Genomic DNA, 18,245 nt, shown 5'->3' on the forward strand with positions numbered 1-18,245 from the left:
TAAATAAATACGTGGTTCACTTAAAAGCGCGGCCACCTAATCAGGTGGCCGCAACGTTTAATAGCAAACAGGTACTAACAGGCACTAGAACGCGACATTCAGTCCCAACCAAACACGGCGACCATCGTCCACGTAGCCGTACTCTTCGTAAGTAATGCGCTCATCAAATAGGTTGTAGATACCTGCGTTCACCGTGGTGCTATCGTTGAGCTTGTAACCCATTCCTGCATCAACAAAGGTGTAGGAAGGTGCCACCACCGAGCGGCTGGAGGGGCCGGTAGTGGGCTGGCTCTCCTCGCCACGGTAGCTCACTTTTGTCCACTGGCTGAGTCGCGAGTTGACCTGCCAGTCAAGCGTAGCTGAGACCTGATGGCGCGGTAGCTGCGTCAAAGGCTCGCCAGCATATTGACCACTTTTCTGTTCGGAGTCAGTGAAGGTATAGCTAGCCGTTAACGACACTGCATCTGTCAACGGCGCTGCTAGGCTGGCTTCTACCCCTTGCGTAATCGCCTCATCCACGTTGACGCGATAAGTAGGGTCGCTGCCATAGTCGTTACGGCCATCGGTACAGATATCAACAGGGCAAGCAATACGCGTAATTTTATCGTCAAAGTCATTGTGGAACAGCGTCAAACTGCCGCTCAGGCCTGCATCATTGGCGTAGAGCAGTGCAATCTCTTTGTTAAGCGACGTTTCAGGTTTAAGGTCCGGGTTACCGTAAATATTGCCACCGCGACTGACCTGCCCCCAATCGGGAGTGATTTCACGCAGGCTTGGCGAGCGATAACCGGTTGAAACGCCCCCTTTAAGGGTCCAGTCAGGTGTCACATTCCAAACGCTGTAAAGGCGCGGACTGACGTGGCTGCCGAAGTTATCGTCGTCATCGACGCGTAAGCCACCGGTCAACGCCCAGGTGTCGGTCAGCATCCACTCATCTTCTACAAACAGCGCCCGCTGGCTATTTTCGATTTCGGTCCGGTCAGATATTCGGTTGGTGGTAGTATCGCTCAGCGACTCCTCTTCGTAGCTCGCGCCAACAGTCACTATGTGCATGCCTAGCGGGATCACCGCGCTGGTTTTAGCGGTAGTATTGGTAATTTCGATATCGCGGGATTTGTTGTCGCTACGCTCACGCTGTACAAAGGTCTCGCTGGTACCCCAGTCAAAGCGGCCACTATGGGTAACGGCAACGTGGGTGTTGGTGTATTCGCCGATACTGTCGGTGCAACCACCTTTGCAACCCTCAGCAGCGCCAGAACGCCCCATCCGCGAGTGGCGATCCTGTTCGGTAACGCCGGCTTCGGCGGTGAAGTCATGATTATCGTTGGCCGCGAAGTTCAGCCGTGCGGTTAGGCTTTGCAGGCTTTTCTCTTCGTAGCCGTTCAAAATATCATCTTCATCCCGTTCTGAGGCACGCCCATAAAGTTGCAGACCTAATCGGTCACCCACTAACGGCCCGCTTAGGTAGAAATTCGCTTGGCGGCTGTCTCCAGAATTGCTGTTCTCTTGTAGCACCGTGTCGAGCTGTACATTGCCGTGCCACTCATCAGCCACCTTGCGGGTAATTACGTTGATCACCCCACCGATAGCGTCTGAACCGTAAAGTGTCGACATTGGCCCACGCACCACCTCAATGCGCTCAATCGCTTGGAGTGGCGGTAGCCAGTCCTGTTCGAACCCAGCGCTACCATTCGGGCGTGATTCCCGAGAATTTTGCGGACGTCCATCCACCAAAATCAAGGTGTACTGGGAGGGCATGCCACGAATTGAAATATCATTGCCACGGTCACCTGCGCCGCCACCGGTAACAATCACACCCGGCACGTCGCGCAGCGCATCGGTGACATTTTGATAGTGTCCACGCTCAAGCTCTTCCCGAGAAATAACACTAATAGAAGCAGGCGCACTGGAAATTTGCTGTTCAAACCCCGATGCGGTAACCACAACATCATCTAGCCGAGGTGTTTCTTGTGCCAACACGGCACTACTGGCCAATGAAGAGATGGCACCGGCCAATAGCGTGCGACGCAAACGAGAAGACATAGCAGGGTTCCTTTAATGTGAAAGAGCACTTGCAATCAAATACGAATCATTAACATTCGTATTTTTGCATAATTCTTACACAAAGAGGTCGCACAGTACGTTCAGTCATCCGGAACACAAATGCCAATTATTTTCATTAACATCATTAAATGGCACAATAGCGCTTCAACTGTTGCCTAATGGCCCGACCATGTACGATTTTGATGAACTCGCCGCCTTTGCCGATGTGATGACTACCGGTAGCCTAACGCGCAGCGCACAAAAGCTAGGACTTGCTAAATCGACACTGAGCCGCCGTATTAGCCAGTTAGAAGCAAGATTGGGTCAGCCGCTGCTCAGGCGGCAAGCCAATCGGCTGATTCCTACGGAAGCGGGTCTGCTGTTTCATAACTACTGCACAGAACTGCTAGCGATGGCGGCACATAGCCAAGAAGCGCTGGCAGAACTGCGTGAGGAAATCAGCGGAAAAGTAACACTGGAAGTTCACGGGGCATTAGCACGAGGTTGGATGGCAGGCGTCGTTGATGCGTTTTTAACCCGCTATCCCAAGGTGGAATTAACCCTCCACACTCGAGAATCTCCGCCCACTAAAATGCACAGTAACAGTGTGCACATCTGGCTAGGGGCAACGCACGAATGCGGTCTCAACCAGGAGCGCTTAGGGCACTTGACTCGCGGCCTTTATGCCAACCCCAGCTATCTTGCCAACGCTGGCTACCCTCAGCACCCAAGCGAGCTAGAATCACACGCGTGGATTGATTTACTCGATAGCGCTTCTAGCGGCCTGCTGTTCCACCATGCTCATCACGACGACTTTCTGTTTAATGCGCCCCGCTCGCGGCTGCGCGTCGATCTAACGGTGCTTCAAATTGATGCCATTGCTTATGGCCAAGGCATCGGGCTGCTGCCCCACTGGGTGGTTGAAAAACGCGAGCAGCATCATCCTGGTGATTTAGTCAGTTGCTTGCCCGACTGGGAACCTGCCCCACTGCCCATCACCATGTTGTACGCTTACGGCCACCATTCGCGTCGGGTTAACGCACTGCTCGAGTTTTTACGCGAGCAAGTTCCGGCTGCTTGGCAATCCAATCACTCCACCACTAACGCTGAATAACCAATTCACCTTGCCAGTTAGCGGCCTAATTAACGACAATGAGTCGCTAATCATCGTCAAGGAATGGTAATGCTCGCCGAACTTTTTGCCGTGATGGCTCCGGTACTCGCCGGTGCTGGGCTAGGATATTTATGGGTACGCTTAGGGCATCCCTACCCCGTCGATTTCATTACTCGTTTGGTGTTTAACATCGGTACCCCCGCACTGGTGCTTGCCTCACTATCTGGGGCTAATATTGATGCCAATAGCTTCGGGCAGATGATGTTTGCCACGGCCATCGTGATACTCACCATGGGCGCGGCTAGCTTTGTGGTCGCCAAACTGTTGCGCCGCAGTTGGCGCGTATTACTTGCCCCGATGATGTATCCCAACACCGGCAATATGGGACTACCCGTCGTTCTGTATGCCTTTGGCAGCGCAGGGTTTGCCTACGGTATTACGGTGATGGTGACGGTCTCGCTCTTTCAGTTCACCTTAGGGGCCGTTCTCAATAGCAACGGAAGCCCGACTAAAACGCTGCTGAAAACGCCCACCGTCTATGCCATTTTAATCTCAATGGCGCTGCTGTTAACCGACACATCACTGCCCCCTTGGCTAGCCAATACGGTCGACTTAATGTCTGGTTTCACCGTACCGCTTATGTTGATCACGCTCGGTGTTTCCCTAGCCAGCATCCAGGTAAAAAGCCTGCGTTCCGGCATCGGTTTTAGCCTAGTACGTATTCCCCTTGCCGCTGGGGCAGCGTGGCTAATTGCGGGTTGGGTTGGCCTTCCCCCACTGGCGCAAAGCATTCTGGTGCTACAAATGTGCATGCCTGTGGCAGTGTTTAACTACTTGTTCGCCCAGCGTGCCCAGCGCGAACCGGCGTATGTTGCCAGCCTCGTTTTTTGCTCTACGCTGCTTGCCCTGGTGTATTTACCGATACTGCTGGCATTTCTGATGTAGCGTTTTTGCTATAGCCCGTCTGATTTAGCCCGCCGGATATATAGCAGCACAGGGAACCCCGCTCGCTTTAAGCAGTCACTGCTAGGCATGGAACATGATCATCGAAGGCCCCGACGACAGGAGTGACCATGATGCGCCAACCTCAGTCACAAGCACGCCAAGCAGTGTTAACGACGCCTTCTCATCGTTGGTTTCTAACAGCTATTGGCGGGTTAATGTTGGCGGGCACTGTTAGCAATGCCCAAGCAGAAATGGTTTACGACGCGATCGAAACCGATCAAATGACCTTGTCACTTGAACGTGTGGCGAGTGGGTTGAACAGCCCCTGGGCAGTGGCTTTTTTGCCTGACGGGCGTTTTTTAGTCAGCGAACGCCGTGGTCAACTCACCCTGGTAGATCAAGAAGGTAACCAGCAAACGCTCGAAGGAATGCCCACGGTCAGCCACCAGGGGCAAGGTGGGCTTCTCGATATCACCTTGCACCCTTCCTTTGGTGACGGTGAACATGACTGGATTTATTTCACCTGGAGCAAACCAGACGGCAATAACAGTCGCTCAGCACTGTCACGGGTTAAGTGGCAAGGGGATTCACTCGGTGAGGTCGAGCACCTTTTTGAACAGGACCGCGCTTCTTCACCCGGCCGTCATTACGGCTCGCGTTTGGCGTGGCTAGCAGACGGCACACTATTAATGAGTATTGGTGACCGCGGCGTTAACCCATCCCGTGCCCAGGCAAGCGACGACCACGCGGGGTCAACGCTGCACCTAACGGATACGGGCGGTGTTCCTGACGATAACCCTTTCGTGGGCGCTGATAGCACCTTGGATGAAATTTACTCCACGGGCAATCGCAACATTCAAGGGTTGACGGTACTTAGCAATGGTGAACCCTGGGCGACCGAACATGGCCCGCGCACAGGCGATGAGCTTAATCACATCAAAGCAGGCAGTAATTATGGCTGGCCAGAGGTTAGCCTGGGAAATGATTATCGGACTAATGAGCCGATTGGAGTCGAATCGAAGCCCGGCATGGTCGACTCGGTTTACCGCTTTGAAGGTCGATTTGCGCCTTCGGGCCTTACCGAAGTCACCAGCAGCGCGTTTGGAAACTGGCAGGGGCAGCTATTAGCCGGTGGTTTAGCCAGCGAAACATTGCTGCGTCTGCAATTGGAAAACGGCAACGTGGTGGATGAAGAGGTTATTCTTGACGGCCACATTGGCCGCATTCGCGATGTGCGCCAAGGCCCTAACGACGCCATTTATTTGCTAACCGATGGCGATCAGGGCAGCCTTTACCGTTTGCAGGTGGTTAATTAACCCACACTAACGTTATCTGAACCGCTACTCTTTATACTGCCTATTGATACTGTCTATTTATTTACACTATCTATGTACGCTGCCAATGCTGTCCACTGCTGAACAGCCAGTATTCATCACGGATGCCTGATGCGACTACGTAATTTAATTATTTTGACGGTCATCGTGCCACTGTTTGTCATTCTAGTGGTTTTTAGCCTAGTGGCTATCAAGTCGCTAGAAGATAACGTGCGTTCCAAGCTGCAAACCGAAGTTGAGATTATCACCCGTGCACTGGGCACATCACTGAGTTACGCCGTCACTCGCGATAGCGACACCCCGCTAGAAGAAGCACTGCAATCCGCTTTTTCATTCCATCGTATCTATGGTGCTTATGTGTTCGACACCCAAGGCCGGGAAGTTTATGGGCTGGGGTTGGGCAAAGACCTGTTTACGCCGGATGAAATTCAGCAGGTTATCGAACAAGATGACCTGTATAGCAATTACCGCCAACAGGAAGGCTGGACGTACTACTCAGCATTGATTCCGCTGCGGGCGCAAGATGGTACGGTACGAGGTGTTCTGCAGGTAAATCGACTTAATACCGGCATCGAAAACTATACGGGCTTTATCAGCATTGTGGCGGTTTTAGTGTTTGTAATCGGAGCGGCCGGTATTGTTTTTAGCATCTGGTGGGGCTTTAGGCACTATATAGAACGACCGCTCAATCGTCTTTTGCACGTGATGTTACTTGTGGAAGATGGCGACCGCAGCCAACGGGCTACGGTCGATGGCCCGACGGAATATCGTCGCTTAGCATCAGGCTTGAACGGCATGCTAGATGCCATGGCAGAAAAAGATCGCGATATTGATGCTCGTCGGCAGCGCGAAATCGAACTAGAAAAGCGCCTGCGCAAATCTAAAAAGCTGGCCGAGTTAGGCGTTTTGGCGGCCGGTGTCGCCCATGAAATTGGCGCGCCATTAACCGTCATCAATGGCCAAGCCCAGCGCTTAGCCCGCAGGGACACCATTGGCGATGACGAACGTGCACGATTAGGCCGTATCCGAGGCGAAGTCGAAAGAATTGTTCAAATTGTCCGCCAATTAATGGAACTAGGCAGACAACATAACGTAGAGAAAGACACACAAGCGTTGGATCAGCTTATTCTGAGTGCCAGTGAGTTAGTGGAAGAGGAGCTGGAGCCACGAAATATTCACTTGGATATTGATCTTCCCTCCCCTACCCCCCATTTATTGGTCAATGGGCAGCAAATTGTGCAGGTACTCACCAATCTATTACGCAACGCAGCGCAAGCACCAGATGTTAGCTGTATACGCCTTAGTGCCAAGCAATATAGTGAAGAGCTAACACTCTGGGTGGAAGATGACGGGCCTGGCATTCCAGCGTCGCATCATCAGCAAGTATTTGATCCTTTCTTTACGACCAAACCGGTGGGCCAAGGCAGTGGCTTAGGGCTCTCCATGGTGCATCGCATTATTAACGACCACGGCGGGACGATTGGCGTATTTGATAGCGGCCTTGGCGGCGCTGGATTCGAGATTACGCTCCCCCTTAGTGAAACCGCATCCGCTTGAGGAAAACGTTTGTGACCCATCAGGAACACCTTTTACCTTTATTGGTAGTGGAAGATGACGCCGCTATACGTGAGTTATTAGAAGAAGAGCTCAACGACGCGGGCTATGACACGCTAGGCGTTCCCAGTGCCGAAGACGCCTTGGCGCTACTAAGCCATACAGCTGTGGCAATGATGATTACGGATGTACGTCTTCCTGGAATGACCGGCATTCAGTTACTTCAGCAACTGCGTCAAAGCGGCAGCGAGCTGGGCATTATTGTCATCACTGCCTTTGGCACCATTGACCAAGCCGTCGAGGCGCTAAAGCTGGGAGCCGATGACTTTTTAACTAAACCATTGGATTTAGATGCCATTCGCGAGGCAGTCTTTCGCGTCTTAGAGCGCCAGCGTTTGTCTCTCTCCCACGATACTGAGTTGAGCCAGTTTCACGGTATTGTCGGAAAAAGCTCAGGAATGCAGTCTCTGTTTCATGATGCATCTCGGCTGGCTAAAAGCGATGCGCCTATTTTGATTCTGGGCGAAAGCGGTACCGGTAAAGAGCTATTGGCTCGCGCTATCCACCAAGAAAGCAAACGTCACGAAGCACCCTTTGTGCCTGTAAACTGTGCCAGCATTCCTGCCGATCTAATGGAAAGTGAGTTTTTTGGTCATGTAAAAGGGGCATTCACCGGGGCTAACGAAGCGCGCCGCGGTCTGTTTCATAGCGCTCAAGGCGGTAGCCTGTTTTTGGATGAGATTGGCGAAATGCCGGTTAATCTCCAAGCCAAACTGCTGCGTGCGCTGCAAGAAAAGACGGTACGACCCGTTGGCGGCGAGCGTGAGGAGCCGGTAGATGTCCGCATCATTGCCGCGACCCATCGCAATCTTGAAAAAGAGATCGAACAAGAGAACTTTCGCAGTGACTTGTTCTATCGCCTTGAGACGTTCTCTCTGCGCATTCCTCCACTGCGTGAGCGTGGCACCGATATAGAGCATCTTGTATTTGCATTAATCGACAAACACGCCGAAGCGCAAAGTAAGCAGATTGAACAAATCGAGCCCGAAGCGCTAAATAGCCTGTTGAACTACACCTACCCCGGCAACGTACGCGAGCTGGAAAACGCCATTATGCGAGCCGTAACACTGAGCGAAGAAGGCATATTGCAACACCAAGATTTGCCAGAGCGTTTACGCGAACAGGCTAGCCAACATAACGGCTCGGAAATAACGCCGACACTTACTGGTGAAGTGTTACCTGGCACTCAGGTTCCAGCACCTGCACCTACCCGCTGGCCCAGCCTGGAAGAAGTAGAAAAGCGCTACATACGTAAAGTGTTAGAGGCCACCGGCGGCAATAAACGGCGTACGGCTGAAGTGCTGGGTATTGCTCGACGAACGCTTTATCGTCGTTTAGAGGATAACGAGGAATAAATTAACGCAAATAGTCGGCCACTCACCGGTGTAACCGACTATTCGTCTATGTGACGACAAGCTATGCACTACCTTGCCAAAATGGCGTACGTGTGGGGAATTTTCTTATCAAAGAGGGTTCACGGATCACATAAAAAACCCCCGCGGGCGCGGGGGGAAAAGGATGATAAACCGTGTGGAGCAGCCGCAGGGAACAGACAGCTGGGTCGGCTTATCATCGTAGGGAGCGTTAACGATTACTGGCCGCTATTCATCGCATCATCATTCTCATCAGCACCTGGCATCGGGTCAGTACCTTCACCAAATCCTGGGTTTTCTTCAGGATCTTCTGGGTTGCTAGCCTCTTCATCTGGCATAGGCTCTTCACCTGGCATAGGTTCTTGTGATGCGGCGGCATCATCGCTTAGCCCGGGATCGCCCATGTCAGAGTCATCAGCCACTGCAGGCTCATCGTTCATCATGGGGTCAGAAGTAATATCCGATGCGGTAGCATCGCTTGCGGTAGTTGCCTGTCCAGTAGAGGAAGTCGCATCTTGTTCCATCGTTTCTGGCTGTTCGGCAGGCGGCATTGGCTCATCACCGTTACCACAACCAGCAAGAGCTAATGTGCTAACGGTAGCTGCTAACATGCACAATGTAAGCACACGGGGGCGTTTGGTAACTTGATTAACTGGTTTATCCATTAGGCTTACCTCCCTTCTAACCAAAATATCGATTAACTACCTAATTCACTGCATAGCTCATACCAAAAACCGAAAAATATAAATTTATCTACAAAAATCAAAAATTTATAAAAAAACACCAGATTAATTCTATGCCCAGAAAATTGTTACTGCGGGTTAAAACTGACACATGTGACACCTTTTGACGCTTAGCGCAGGAGGCGTTGTGACACACCCTACCCACTTATGTATAATAAATATTAATAAATAACCAAGCTAAAACTTAAATTCTAATTATGAACCGTTTTGTGTCGCTGTTTGCAGGGAAAGCCATTTGGCATCGGAAAGCTAGCTGAGCAACGACACAAGGCTGCTCATTCACGCAAAAGGCATCGCTGATGGACGAGACACGCCCTGTCAAAATTCAGGTTCGCGGCTTAAGCAAGGTATTTGGCAAGCAGCCGAAAAAAGCCCTTGAGCTTCGTGACCAGGGTTTAAAACGCCCTGAAATTCTTGAGAAAACTGGCCAAACGTTAGGCCTTTCAAACATCTCATTCGATGTCTATGAAGGCGAACTGCTCGTCATTATGGGGCTTTCTGGTTCTGGCAAGTCAACGTTAATTCGGTGTTTGAACCGCCTGATTGATACCACCGAAGGCGAAATAATCATTGATGGCGAGAATATTCCCACGTTAAGCGAAAAGGCGCTGTTGGAGTGTCGCCGCCGCCATTTTTCTATGGTTTTTCAAAATTTTGCGCTATTCCCACACCGCACTGTACGCCAAAACGCCGAGTTCGGGCTTGAAATCCGCGGTGTCGATAAAGCTGAGCGTAAGCAAATTGCCCAAAACGCGCTAACCCAAGTGGGGCTAGATGGCTGGGAAGAGGCTTATCCGAATCAGCTTTCCGGTGGTATGCAACAGCGTGTCGGCCTAGCCCGCGCCCTGGCGAATGACTCCACCGTGCTATTAATGGATGAAGCCTTTTCAGCGCTGGATCCTTTAATCCGCAAGGATATGCAGCAAGAGCTGTTGCAACTGCAATCTAAAATGCAGAAAACAACCGTCTTCATCACCCATGATTTAGATGAAGCGCTCAATATTGGTGATCGCATCGTGCTGCTTAAAGATGGCGAAGTCGTACAGATTGGTACACCGGAAGAAATATTAACCCAACCTGCTGATGACTATGTGCGCCGCTTTATCGAAGGTGTCGATCGTTCGCGTGTATTAACCGCCGAGAGCGCCATGCGCCCCGTGCGCTCTACCGCCCGCGAAAGCGACGGCCCACGCACTGCACTACATCGTATGCGTGACCACAGTATTGATTCAATTTATGTCACTGATCGTGACCGCCGCCTAATCGGCCTGCTAGAGGCCGAGTCGGCGAGCAAGGCGATTGATGCCAAGTCAGATACTATTATTGATCACCTGACTCAAGACTTCCGCAAAGTCCCCCCTGAAGAACCCCTGCAAAACCTGTTCGCTATGTTTAGCGATAAAAGCTTTCCCATCGCCGTCATTGACGAGCAGCAGCGGTTGCTAGGTGTCGTTGTGAAGGGCGCGGTACTGGATGAATTAGCACGAGCAGGAGAACAGTAATGGATATTCCAAGCATCCCCCTTGGCGATTGGATCGAAAGTGGCCTGACCTGGTTGACCAGCGAATATTCAGCCGTCACTCGGGCAATTTCCCGTTTTACTCAAACCGGCATTGATGTTTTGAACGATAGCTTGATGTGGCTACCTGAATGGGCGCTACTTGGGTTAATCACCCTACTCTGCTGGAGGCTAGCGGGTGCTCGCTTAGCGATTGGTTCAGTAGCCGGGCTAGCCTTAATTTGGAACTTGGGTCTCTGGAACCCAATGATTGAGACGCTCACGCTGGTGGTCTTCGCCACCCTGGTTGCCGTGATTATCGCATTGCCTGTCGGCATTGCGGCAGCATTATCTAATCGACTGTACCGATTGATCATGCCGATATTGGACTTTATGCAGACCATGCCCGCCTTTGTTTACCTGATACCAGCAATTCCGTTTTTCGGCATTGGTTCTGTATCCGCCATTTTTGCAACGGTAATTTTCTCGATGCCGCCTGCGATTCGCTTCACAACGTTAGGTATCCGCCAGGTGCCGGTTGAGCTTATTGAAGCCGCCGATGCCTATGGCGCAACGCGCAGCCAAAAACTTTTCAAGGTTCAGCTTCCGCTCTCGCTACCCACAGTGATGGCGGGTATTAACCAGACCATTATGCTGGCACTTTCGATGGTGGTTATCGCCGCCATGATTGGTGCAGATGGCCTAGGTAGCGAAGTGTGGCGTGCTATTCAGCGGCTACGCCCCGGTGATGGCTTTGAAGCTGGTATCGCCGTGGTCATTCTAGCCATGTTACTTGACCGTTTAACTCAATCACTACGGAAAACGCGCCGCTCACAGTGAATCAAGGAAGATCGCGCGGCCACCATCGTGCTGCGTTGACTGATCTTCTTGATGCACTCTTTTTGGATGTGCATGCTGATAGCGCGCCTATAAATTTTTAGTTAAGCAACGTTGGAAAGCATGCTTACTACAGTTGTGGCGCTTAACCACTATATTGATAGACGCCAGGACTATTTTCCCAAGGAGCAAGTGAATGAAAAGTCGTACGTTGAATCACCGCATCCGCCTCGCCTCATTAGCCCTCATTACCGGTGCAGGTGTGACCGCCGGAAGTCTGGCCCACGCCCAAGATCAGGGCACTATCAACCTTGCCTATGTTGAGTGGTCGTCTGAAGTAGCATCTACCAACGTCGTCGCTGCTGTATTAGAGCAAGCGGGTTTCGATGTTGAACTAACGTCGCTTTCTGCCGCCGCTATGTTCCAGGCGCTTTCCACTGGCGACGCCGATGCCATCGTCGCCGCTTGGCTACCCACGACTCACGCAGACTACATGGAGCGTGTAGGTGACAATATTGAAGATCTCGGCATGAACTTGGATGGCACCAAGCTGGGATTGGTAGTACCGGCTTACACAGATGTTGATTCTATTGCCGACCTAAACGACAACGCCGACAGCTTTAACGGCGAGATCATCGGTATTGACCCCGGTGCGGGCCTGATGGCTCTTACTGAAGAGGTCGTGGATACCTATGACCTCGGGCTGCGCCTGCGTAGCGGTAGCGGTGCCACCATGACCGCAGCGCTTTCAAGCGCGATTAACAATGAAGAAGATGTTGTGGTAACTGGCTGGACGCCACACTGGATGTTTGCCCGCTTCGATCTGAAATACCTTGAAGATCCGGAAAATGTTTATGGCGGTGCTGAGCAGATTCACACCGTGGTACGCCAAGGTCTAAAAGATGACTTGCCGGAAGCCTACGCCATCCTTGACTCTTTTGAGTGGACGCCCGAGCAGATGGGTGAGGTCATGCTGATGAATCAGGAAGATGGCAGCGACCCCTACGAAAATGCCAAGCAATGGGTTGAAGATAATCAAGATGTCGTCGAACAGTGGCTAAGCAACTAATATTGTCTTGGCTAAATACAGTTTATTAGTAGAATGATTAATGAGCTGAAGCCGCACTTCGCTTCAGCTCATTTGTTGCAACCCACTGTTTTCAAAAAAACGATATAGCTTTAATTAGTACGGTAAACCCATGCTAAATGGAGCTATATGAGGAGCGTACTGTGTTTAAGAACATTATGGTGCCAGTCGATCTTGCTCATCTAGAGCTACTGGAGCCTGCCTTAAGCGTAGTGGCAGACCTTGCTAAGCGATATGATGCTCATATCATCTACGTTGGCGTTACCGCTAATACACCTACAAGCGTTGCCCGCACTCCCCAAGAGTACGAGCAAAAACTTGAAGCTTTTGCCCACGAGCGGCATAAAGTGCACGGTCAACCGGTAAGTATTAGGGTTTACAGCTCGACGGATCCCGTTGCTAATGTGGATAAGCAGCTTGTCGATGCAGTGGAGGAAACGGGGGCTGATTTGGTGGTAATGGCAACACATTTACCCCGCCACCTGGACATTATTATGCCGTCCCATGGCAGCAAAGTAGCCACCCACACAGACGTCTCCGTTTTCCTGATTCGAGTGGCCCAATAAACGCGCTCTTGCGTTGTAGAAGCAATCCGTTGACAACTCGCGCTTAACAGCACGCACTTTTAATAATGATGGGAGCAAATTTGTGGATAAAAAGCCGCAAAATCGACCACCTGAAGAGCCTGTCTCGGAAGGCATTCCTGCCCCGGAGGGGCCGGCAAACCTGATCGATACCGATTACGTTATTGGTCAAGACAATATAACCACCAGCACCATGGGCGTTAACCTCGACCTACACGGCAAGGTTTTCACCATTTCGTCGATTGTGGTTCTACTGTTTGTCGTTTTAACACTCGCCCTACAAGACACTATTGCACCGGTTTATGACGCTATTTTTAGTTTCTTGACCGGTAATTTGGCGTGGTTCTTTATATTTGCCGCCAATATTTTCGTTATTCTGTGTCTTGGGTTAATTATCTCCCCACTAGGTAAAATCCGCATTGGCGGCGCTGATGCAAAGCCCGACTTTACCTATGTGGGTTGGTTTTCAATGCTATTTGCCGCAGGCATGGGCATTGGCTTGATGTTCTTTGGTGTTAACGAGCCGCTGACCCACTTTGGTACATCCTTTGATGGTGGAAGCTGGGCACCATTAGCAGGCGCTGAGGGTGATGCTGCTGGCGCAGCGGCGCTAGGTATGGCAGCCACTATCTTTCACTGGGGCCTACATCCCTGGGCGATTTACGCCGTAGTAGCGCTGTCACTTGCCTTGTTTTCGTTTAACAAAGGGCTACCACTGTCTATGCGCTCGGTGTTCTACCCCATACTGGGTGAGCGCGTCTGGGGCTGGCCAGGGCATCTAATCGACATTTTGGCGGTATTTGCCACGCTTTTTGGTTTGGCAACTTCGCTGGGCTTAGGTGCAACCCAAGCAGCCGCAGGGCTAAGCTACTTGTTTGGCGCGCCAGAAAGCGATATCACGATGATTCTACTCATCATAGGCATCACTATTATCGCCATTGGTTCAATTCTGGCCGGTGTCGATAAAGGCGTTCAGTTGCTTTCAAAAATCAACATCGCCATGGCGGCTTTGCTGCTTTTCTTCGTTATTGCCGTTGGCCCAACACTGCTTATCGCGACAGGTTTCTTTGAAAACCTTCTTAATTATGTTGTTCATCTGCCAGCACTGTCGAATCCGTTTGGCCGTGAAGACGCGAACTTTAGCCAAGGCTGGACTGCCTTCTACTGGGCTTGGTGGATCTCCTGGTCTCCGTACGTTGGTATGTTTATCGCACGGGTTTCACGTGGCCGCACTGTTCGCGAATTTCTAATTTCAGTATTGTTGGTACCTTCTATTGTATCGGTACTCTGGATGACTACCTTTGGCGGCACCGCCATTGATCAGTACGTTAACCAAGGCATTGAAGCTGTGCGCGACGCAGGCGTGGATTTACAGCTGTTTATCATGCTTGAGCAGTTACCACTGTCACAAATCACCTCGTTTATTGCGATTCTACTGGTCATTATTTTCTTTGTGACCTCTTCTGACTCTGGCTCACTGGTTATCGACTCCATTACTGCAGGCGGCAAGGTGGATGCACCGAAGCCTCAGCGCGTGTTCTGGGCAATTATCGAAGGGGCTATCGCAATTGCGTTGCTGCTTGGCGGTGGTCTGACCGCACTGCAAACTATGGCGGTTTCTACCGGTTTCCCGTTCACCATCATCTTGCTAGTGGCATGTTATGCCATTATCAAAGGTCTGATGAGCGAACCCAAAGCGGTATGATGTGAATCACTAACCATTAAACTAAATGCACTTGCACTAAACCACAAACGGGCAGCCATTTGGCTGCCCGTTTGCGTTAAGTAACGCTGCGCTGCTCAAACCCAAATATCTTTCAACTGCGTCTCAGGCGTGTAGTGATGACTGATCTGCGCTTGCAACAGTTCTGCTGTCGCCAGTGCATCGACCAGCGCGTGATGCCCTTGATAGACAGGCAGGCCATAGCGTTCACGACTGGCATTTAAACGAATCGAAACAGGCGGACGCCCTAACCAACGGCGAAACCGTGCCCATAACGTTTGTCGATGCATGCGCGCTTCAAGCGACATCGTATCGATCATCGGGAACATCACCCCTTCTCCCCGTCGTGCTTTTACGGCAGCATCAAGAAACGGGCGTTCGATGTTGCGAAAATGCACCACCACAAGCCGCCCTGCCAGCACAGCTAATAGCTCATCCAACACGGCATCAAAGTCAGGCGCAGTGGCGATTTCAGAATGCGTGATGTGATGGTAAGCAATGGACGCCTCATCTAAGGGTCGCGAGGGCTTCACTACCCAGTAGCGACGCTGAGCAAGCGGAATGCGATCCAGTGTGAAAGGCACTACCCCAATGCTGACAATCGCGTGACGCCGCTCGTCCAATCCCGTTGTTTCCATATCTAACGCTACCATCGGCACTTGCGCGATAGGTGTATCCGGGCTGGGTAGCGGCGTTGCAAAGAATTGTCTAAGCGCACTATCATGAGCCTTTTCGGCTCGCTCAGCCATATAGCCTATCCAGTTAGCTTGAACTACTTTTTGGCGGGGCCGGATTCCATGCATCTTATCGCCCCTGCCGCTGAGCGGGAACGGGATAGCGGAACTTCAAGAATTTTTGCGCGTTGTTGAGTACTTGGAAAGCATCTTTAAGCGTGTGGCGCTCGCTATCCTCAACATTCTCCGGTTCGATATTATTATCGGGGAAACGGTCTTCTTGCAGATCTATCACTTGATGGCGAATCCGCGACATACATAAAAACTCAAATGCGTAACTGAGCTTATCGCTTACACCCGTCGCCAGCAGTTGGGTATTGCTTATATCATTTAAGCGCTGGAACGAGTTTTGCGCTTTAGACCCACAGGCCAACGCATGTACCCGAATAAGGTCAACCATCGGGGCGGTACCACGCCGTTTTAGGTTGATTGAGTTGTTATGTTTGCCATCCTTTTCCATCACAAACGTACGGAAGAACCCAAGCGGCGGTGTTCGATTCAGCGCATTACGGGCCATGGCCGCCAAAAACAGTGGCGACTGGGGCGCCGTTTGGGCAATCAAATCCTGAAGCGCTTCAACAAAATGGTCTTCGCCGTAAATGCTGTCTAAATCGAAGAAAATCGAACTATGGAGTAGTCGTTCAGGGGTTGGGTTCGCCATCCAGTCTTGGAAATAACGCTTCCAAACATGCAACGGCTGACGCCACTGGCGGTTAGTCGCCATCACATCGCCTTTACAGTAGGTATAACCGCAGGCGTCTAAGCCATCGCTTACAAAGGCCGCTAACGCGTGAAAGTAGTCGTCGTGTTCGTCGGGGTTAAAGTCGTCTGACAAGATCAGTGCATTATCCTGATCGGTGACGATACTTTGCTCATTCCTCGCCATGGAGCCGTTAACCATAAAACAGTAAGGCACCGGCGGTGGCCCCAGCGCTTCTTCGGCAAGCTCTAGCAGTCGCCGCGTAAAACTACGCCCAATGGTCGACAGGGCACTCCCCACCATCTGCGAATTAGCACCTTCTTGCACCATTCTTACAAAAGCAGCGCGCACATCTGGAGCAAGTTTTGCTAACCCTTGGGCGCTGGACTGGTTGAAAATATTGCTTACTAGGTACAGCCCACTTTGCGTCTCGTAACGAATAATATCGGAGAGGTGAACAACCCCAACCGGACGCTGTCGGTAGAGCACCGGTAAGTGGTGAACATTGTTACGCAGCATCGTCAGCATGGCTTCGTAAACCGACGCATCCGACTGAATGGTAATTAACCGTTCGGAAACAACCTCGCCAATGGCCGTTTGCGCTGACAGCCCTTCAGCTACAATGCGGGTACGGAAGTCACTATCCGTCAGAATACCGCACATTTGCCACGTTTTGCCTTCGCTGTCCTGAAAGCTGTAACGCGGATTATCACTGCCTTCATTAATTACCAGCACCGCCGACGCTTGAGCATCGTTCACTTGCTTAGCGGCTTGCTGGACGGTAGTAGTGGACTCAACCATGACGGGATAACGCGTTACCAATTTGCGTATCCGCGTAACCATCATATCGTTAGATTTCTTCTGCTGCTCTGCTGCAGTTTCTAAACGAGGGCGTTCGAGCTCAACAAAGTCAGCAAAATCATCGTCTTCTTCACAAAGTCGCTGAAAGACGACGTTGGGTATAAAGTAGATTAGCGTATCTTCGATCGCTTTAGCGGGTAACCGAACTTTATGGTTTCTCAGCAGGCTAAAATGCCCAAAGATATCCCCTTCGCCCAAGCGGTTATAAAGCTCACCTTGACGACGATATACCTCAACGGCTCCGCTACGGATATAGCACAATTCCGTGAGTATATCGTCAAACTTTAATATATCGCTCCCAGTTTTGTAGTAGCGTACTTGAACCTGCTCGGCAATGGCGTCTAGCAATACATCCGATAAGCCATCAAACGGGGGAAACTGCCCCATATGCTGACGTATTTCTAACAGTTCAACATCCATGCGATCTCCTGCACTTGGCGCGGCAGCATCATCAATAGATGAAGTTTGTCTTGGATAGCGTGTACCGTAAACCCTCCAGTCACAAATGAGAGTGAACAAAAGCAAAAAACCCAGCGTAGAACGCTGGGTTTGCATTGGATCAAACGAGTTATGCTACATAGGTGTCTAGCTCAAGGAGAACTACCATAGAACCTATCACCATAACTTTAAACCAGAATTGTCATAAACAGAGTTACGACTGGTTAGCCATTTCCTGAACACGCTGCATCATTTCAGGGTCTTGCTGGATTGACTGACCAATGGCGTTAAAGGTATCAACATCTAGACCGCTATCTTCAACGACTTCAATCATACGGTCGTTGGCTTCAGCGCGAACTTCCTGTTGAGTGGACTCATCTTCTGCTTCCTGCAGACGCTGTGTGTACTCTTGAGAGATCACGGCGATTTCTTGAGAAGCATCGGCAAACTGTTGTAACTGCTGATCAGAAAAATCCTGAGCGGGCGCTTGCTGGGTAGCCATCGGATCCTGAGCAGGGTCCTGAGTTTGCTGCGCGTGAGCGGTGCCAGCCAGAAGACCAGTAGCGAGAAGAGCAGCAGAGAACAGAGCAGTCATACGTTGCATAGAAAGAAACCTC

15 protein-coding genes are annotated in these 18,245 nt (G+C 51.1%); 10 read left to right on the top strand and 5 right to left on the bottom strand.

From position 1 onward, the window contains the following. Positions 1-84: 84 nt before the first annotated feature. Positions 85-2,043 (bottom strand): ligand-gated channel protein, encoded by a 1,959-nt coding sequence (locus ACN06F_RS13600; protein ID WP_433924097.1) that lies wholly within the window; start codon positions 2,041-2,043, stop codon positions 85-87. Positions 2,044-2,233: 190 nt separating this feature from the next. Here ACN06F_RS13600 and ACN06F_RS13605 point away from each other — a divergent pair, with 190 nt between their 5' ends. The 5 genes from ACN06F_RS13605 to ACN06F_RS13625 all read left to right on the top strand — a co-directional run bounded on the left by ACN06F_RS13605 (position 2,234) and on the right by ACN06F_RS13625 (position 8,405). Continuing rightward, positions 2,234-3,157, top strand: coding sequence for a LysR family transcriptional regulator (locus tag ACN06F_RS13605; RefSeq protein WP_433924098.1), 924 nt, complete (start codon positions 2,234-2,236; stop codon positions 3,155-3,157). A 69-nt stretch (positions 3,158-3,226) separates the two neighbouring features. Then, positions 3,227-4,102 carry an AEC family transporter gene (locus ACN06F_RS13610; RefSeq protein WP_038477532.1) on the top strand — a complete coding sequence of 292 codons (876 nt, stop codon included), beginning with the start codon at positions 3,227-3,229 and terminating at the stop codon, positions 4,100-4,102. Between the two features lie 128 nt (positions 4,103-4,230). Then, the gene (locus ACN06F_RS13615) at positions 4,231-5,418 is read left to right on the top strand and encodes a PQQ-dependent sugar dehydrogenase (protein WP_433924099.1); all 1,188 of its coding nucleotides are present in this window, start codon (positions 4,231-4,233) and stop codon (positions 5,416-5,418) included. A 129-nt stretch (positions 5,419-5,547) separates the two neighbouring features. Beyond that, entirely contained in the window at positions 5,548-6,993 is a 1,446-nt protein-coding gene (locus ACN06F_RS13620) for a sensor histidine kinase (RefSeq protein WP_038477535.1), read from the top strand. Between the two features lie 11 nt (positions 6,994-7,004). Next, positions 7,005-8,405 (top strand): sigma-54-dependent transcriptional regulator, encoded by a 1,401-nt coding sequence (locus ACN06F_RS13625; RefSeq protein ID WP_038477537.1) that lies wholly within the window; start codon positions 7,005-7,007, stop codon positions 8,403-8,405. A gap of 236 nt (positions 8,406-8,641) precedes the next feature. Here the strand turns inward: ACN06F_RS13625 and ACN06F_RS13630 are convergent, their stop codons facing one another. Further along, positions 8,642-9,088 carry an LptM family lipoprotein gene (locus ACN06F_RS13630; protein ID WP_433924100.1) on the bottom strand — a complete coding sequence of 149 codons (447 nt, stop codon included), beginning with the start codon at positions 9,086-9,088 and terminating at the stop codon, positions 8,642-8,644. 377 nt (positions 9,089-9,465) lie between these two features. Between ACN06F_RS13630 and ACN06F_RS13635 the strand changes: the two genes are divergently transcribed. The 5 genes from ACN06F_RS13635 (at position 9,466) to ACN06F_RS13655 (ending at position 14,877) form a co-directional block, all read left to right on the top strand. Further along, on the top strand, positions 9,466-10,668 hold the full coding sequence (locus ACN06F_RS13635; RefSeq protein WP_038477543.1) for a quaternary amine ABC transporter ATP-binding protein: 1,203 nt from the start codon (positions 9,466-9,468) through the stop codon (positions 10,666-10,668). Then, positions 10,668-11,504: an ABC transporter permease gene (locus ACN06F_RS13640; protein ID WP_038477546.1), complete on the top strand. Its 837-nt coding sequence runs from the start codon at positions 10,668-10,670 to the stop codon at positions 11,502-11,504. The genes ACN06F_RS13635 and ACN06F_RS13640 overlap by 1 nt, the downstream gene beginning before the upstream one ends. A gap of 193 nt (positions 11,505-11,697) precedes the next feature. After that, complete coding sequence (locus tag ACN06F_RS13645) at positions 11,698-12,570, top strand: glycine betaine ABC transporter substrate-binding protein (RefSeq protein WP_038477549.1); 873 nt, start codon at positions 11,698-11,700, stop codon at positions 12,568-12,570. 161 nt (positions 12,571-12,731) lie between these two features. Beyond that, positions 12,732-13,154 carry a universal stress protein gene (locus ACN06F_RS13650; protein WP_038477552.1) on the top strand — a complete coding sequence of 141 codons (423 nt, stop codon included), beginning with the start codon at positions 12,732-12,734 and terminating at the stop codon, positions 13,152-13,154. 82 nt (positions 13,155-13,236) lie between these two features. Next, positions 13,237-14,877, top strand: coding sequence for a BCCT family transporter (locus ACN06F_RS13655; RefSeq protein ID WP_038477555.1), 1,641 nt, complete (start codon positions 13,237-13,239; stop codon positions 14,875-14,877). Positions 14,878-14,972: 95 nt separating this feature from the next. Here the strand turns inward: ACN06F_RS13655 and ACN06F_RS13660 are convergent, their stop codons facing one another. The 3 genes from ACN06F_RS13660 to ACN06F_RS13670 all read right to left on the bottom strand — a co-directional run bounded on the left by ACN06F_RS13660 (position 14,973) and on the right by ACN06F_RS13670 (position 18,232). Further along, a complete protein-coding gene (locus ACN06F_RS13660; RefSeq protein ID WP_038477558.1) occupies positions 14,973-15,698 on the bottom strand; it encodes a 3'-5' exonuclease in 726 nt (241 codons plus the stop codon). Position 15,699: 1 nt separating this feature from the next. Continuing rightward, positions 15,700-17,610 carry a DUF294 nucleotidyltransferase-like domain-containing protein gene (locus tag ACN06F_RS13665; RefSeq protein WP_038477561.1) on the bottom strand — a complete coding sequence of 637 codons (1,911 nt, stop codon included), beginning with the start codon at positions 17,608-17,610 and terminating at the stop codon, positions 15,700-15,702. Between the two features lie 232 nt (positions 17,611-17,842). Next, positions 17,843-18,232: a DUF4168 domain-containing protein gene (locus ACN06F_RS13670; RefSeq protein ID WP_038477564.1), complete on the bottom strand. Its 390-nt coding sequence runs from the start codon at positions 18,230-18,232 to the stop codon at positions 17,843-17,845. Positions 18,233-18,245: the final 13 nt, after the last annotated feature.

Source organism: Vreelandella sp. 21, assembly GCF_050995515.1.
GTDB classification, from domain to species: domain Bacteria; phylum Pseudomonadota; class Gammaproteobacteria; order Pseudomonadales; family Halomonadaceae; genus Vreelandella; species Vreelandella alkaliphila.

Bases quoted from the DNA above. Each gene is read 5' to 3' on its own strand.
- ACN06F_RS13600 (WP_433924097.1), bottom strand. From the start codon at position 2,043: ATGTCTTCTCGTTTGCGTCGCACGCTATTGGCCGGTGCCATCTCTTCA.
- ACN06F_RS13605 (WP_433924098.1), top strand. From the start codon at position 2,234: ATGTACGATTTTGATGAACTCGCCGCCTTTGCCGATGTGATGACTACC.
- ACN06F_RS13610 (WP_038477532.1), top strand. From the start codon at position 3,227: ATGCTCGCCGAACTTTTTGCCGTGATGGCTCCGGTACTCGCCGGTGCT.
- ACN06F_RS13615 (WP_433924099.1), top strand. From the start codon at position 4,231: ATGATGCGCCAACCTCAGTCACAAGCACGCCAAGCAGTGTTAACGACG.
- ACN06F_RS13620 (WP_038477535.1), top strand. From the start codon at position 5,548: ATGCGACTACGTAATTTAATTATTTTGACGGTCATCGTGCCACTGTTT.
- ACN06F_RS13630 (WP_433924100.1), bottom strand. From the start codon at position 9,088: ATGGATAAACCAGTTAATCAAGTTACCAAACGCCCCCGTGTGCTTACA.
- ACN06F_RS13635 (WP_038477543.1), top strand. From the start codon at position 9,466: ATGGACGAGACACGCCCTGTCAAAATTCAGGTTCGCGGCTTAAGCAAG.
- ACN06F_RS13640 (WP_038477546.1), top strand. From the start codon at position 10,668: ATGGATATTCCAAGCATCCCCCTTGGCGATTGGATCGAAAGTGGCCTG.
- ACN06F_RS13645 (WP_038477549.1), top strand. From the start codon at position 11,698: ATGAAAAGTCGTACGTTGAATCACCGCATCCGCCTCGCCTCATTAGCC.
- ACN06F_RS13660 (WP_038477558.1), bottom strand. From the start codon at position 15,698: ATGCATGGAATCCGGCCCCGCCAAAAAGTAGTTCAAGCTAACTGGATA.
- ACN06F_RS13665 (WP_038477561.1), bottom strand. From the start codon at position 17,610: ATGGATGTTGAACTGTTAGAAATACGTCAGCATATGGGGCAGTTTCCC.
- ACN06F_RS13670 (WP_038477564.1), bottom strand. From the start codon at position 18,232: ATGCAACGTATGACTGCTCTGTTCTCTGCTGCTCTTCTCGCTACTGGT.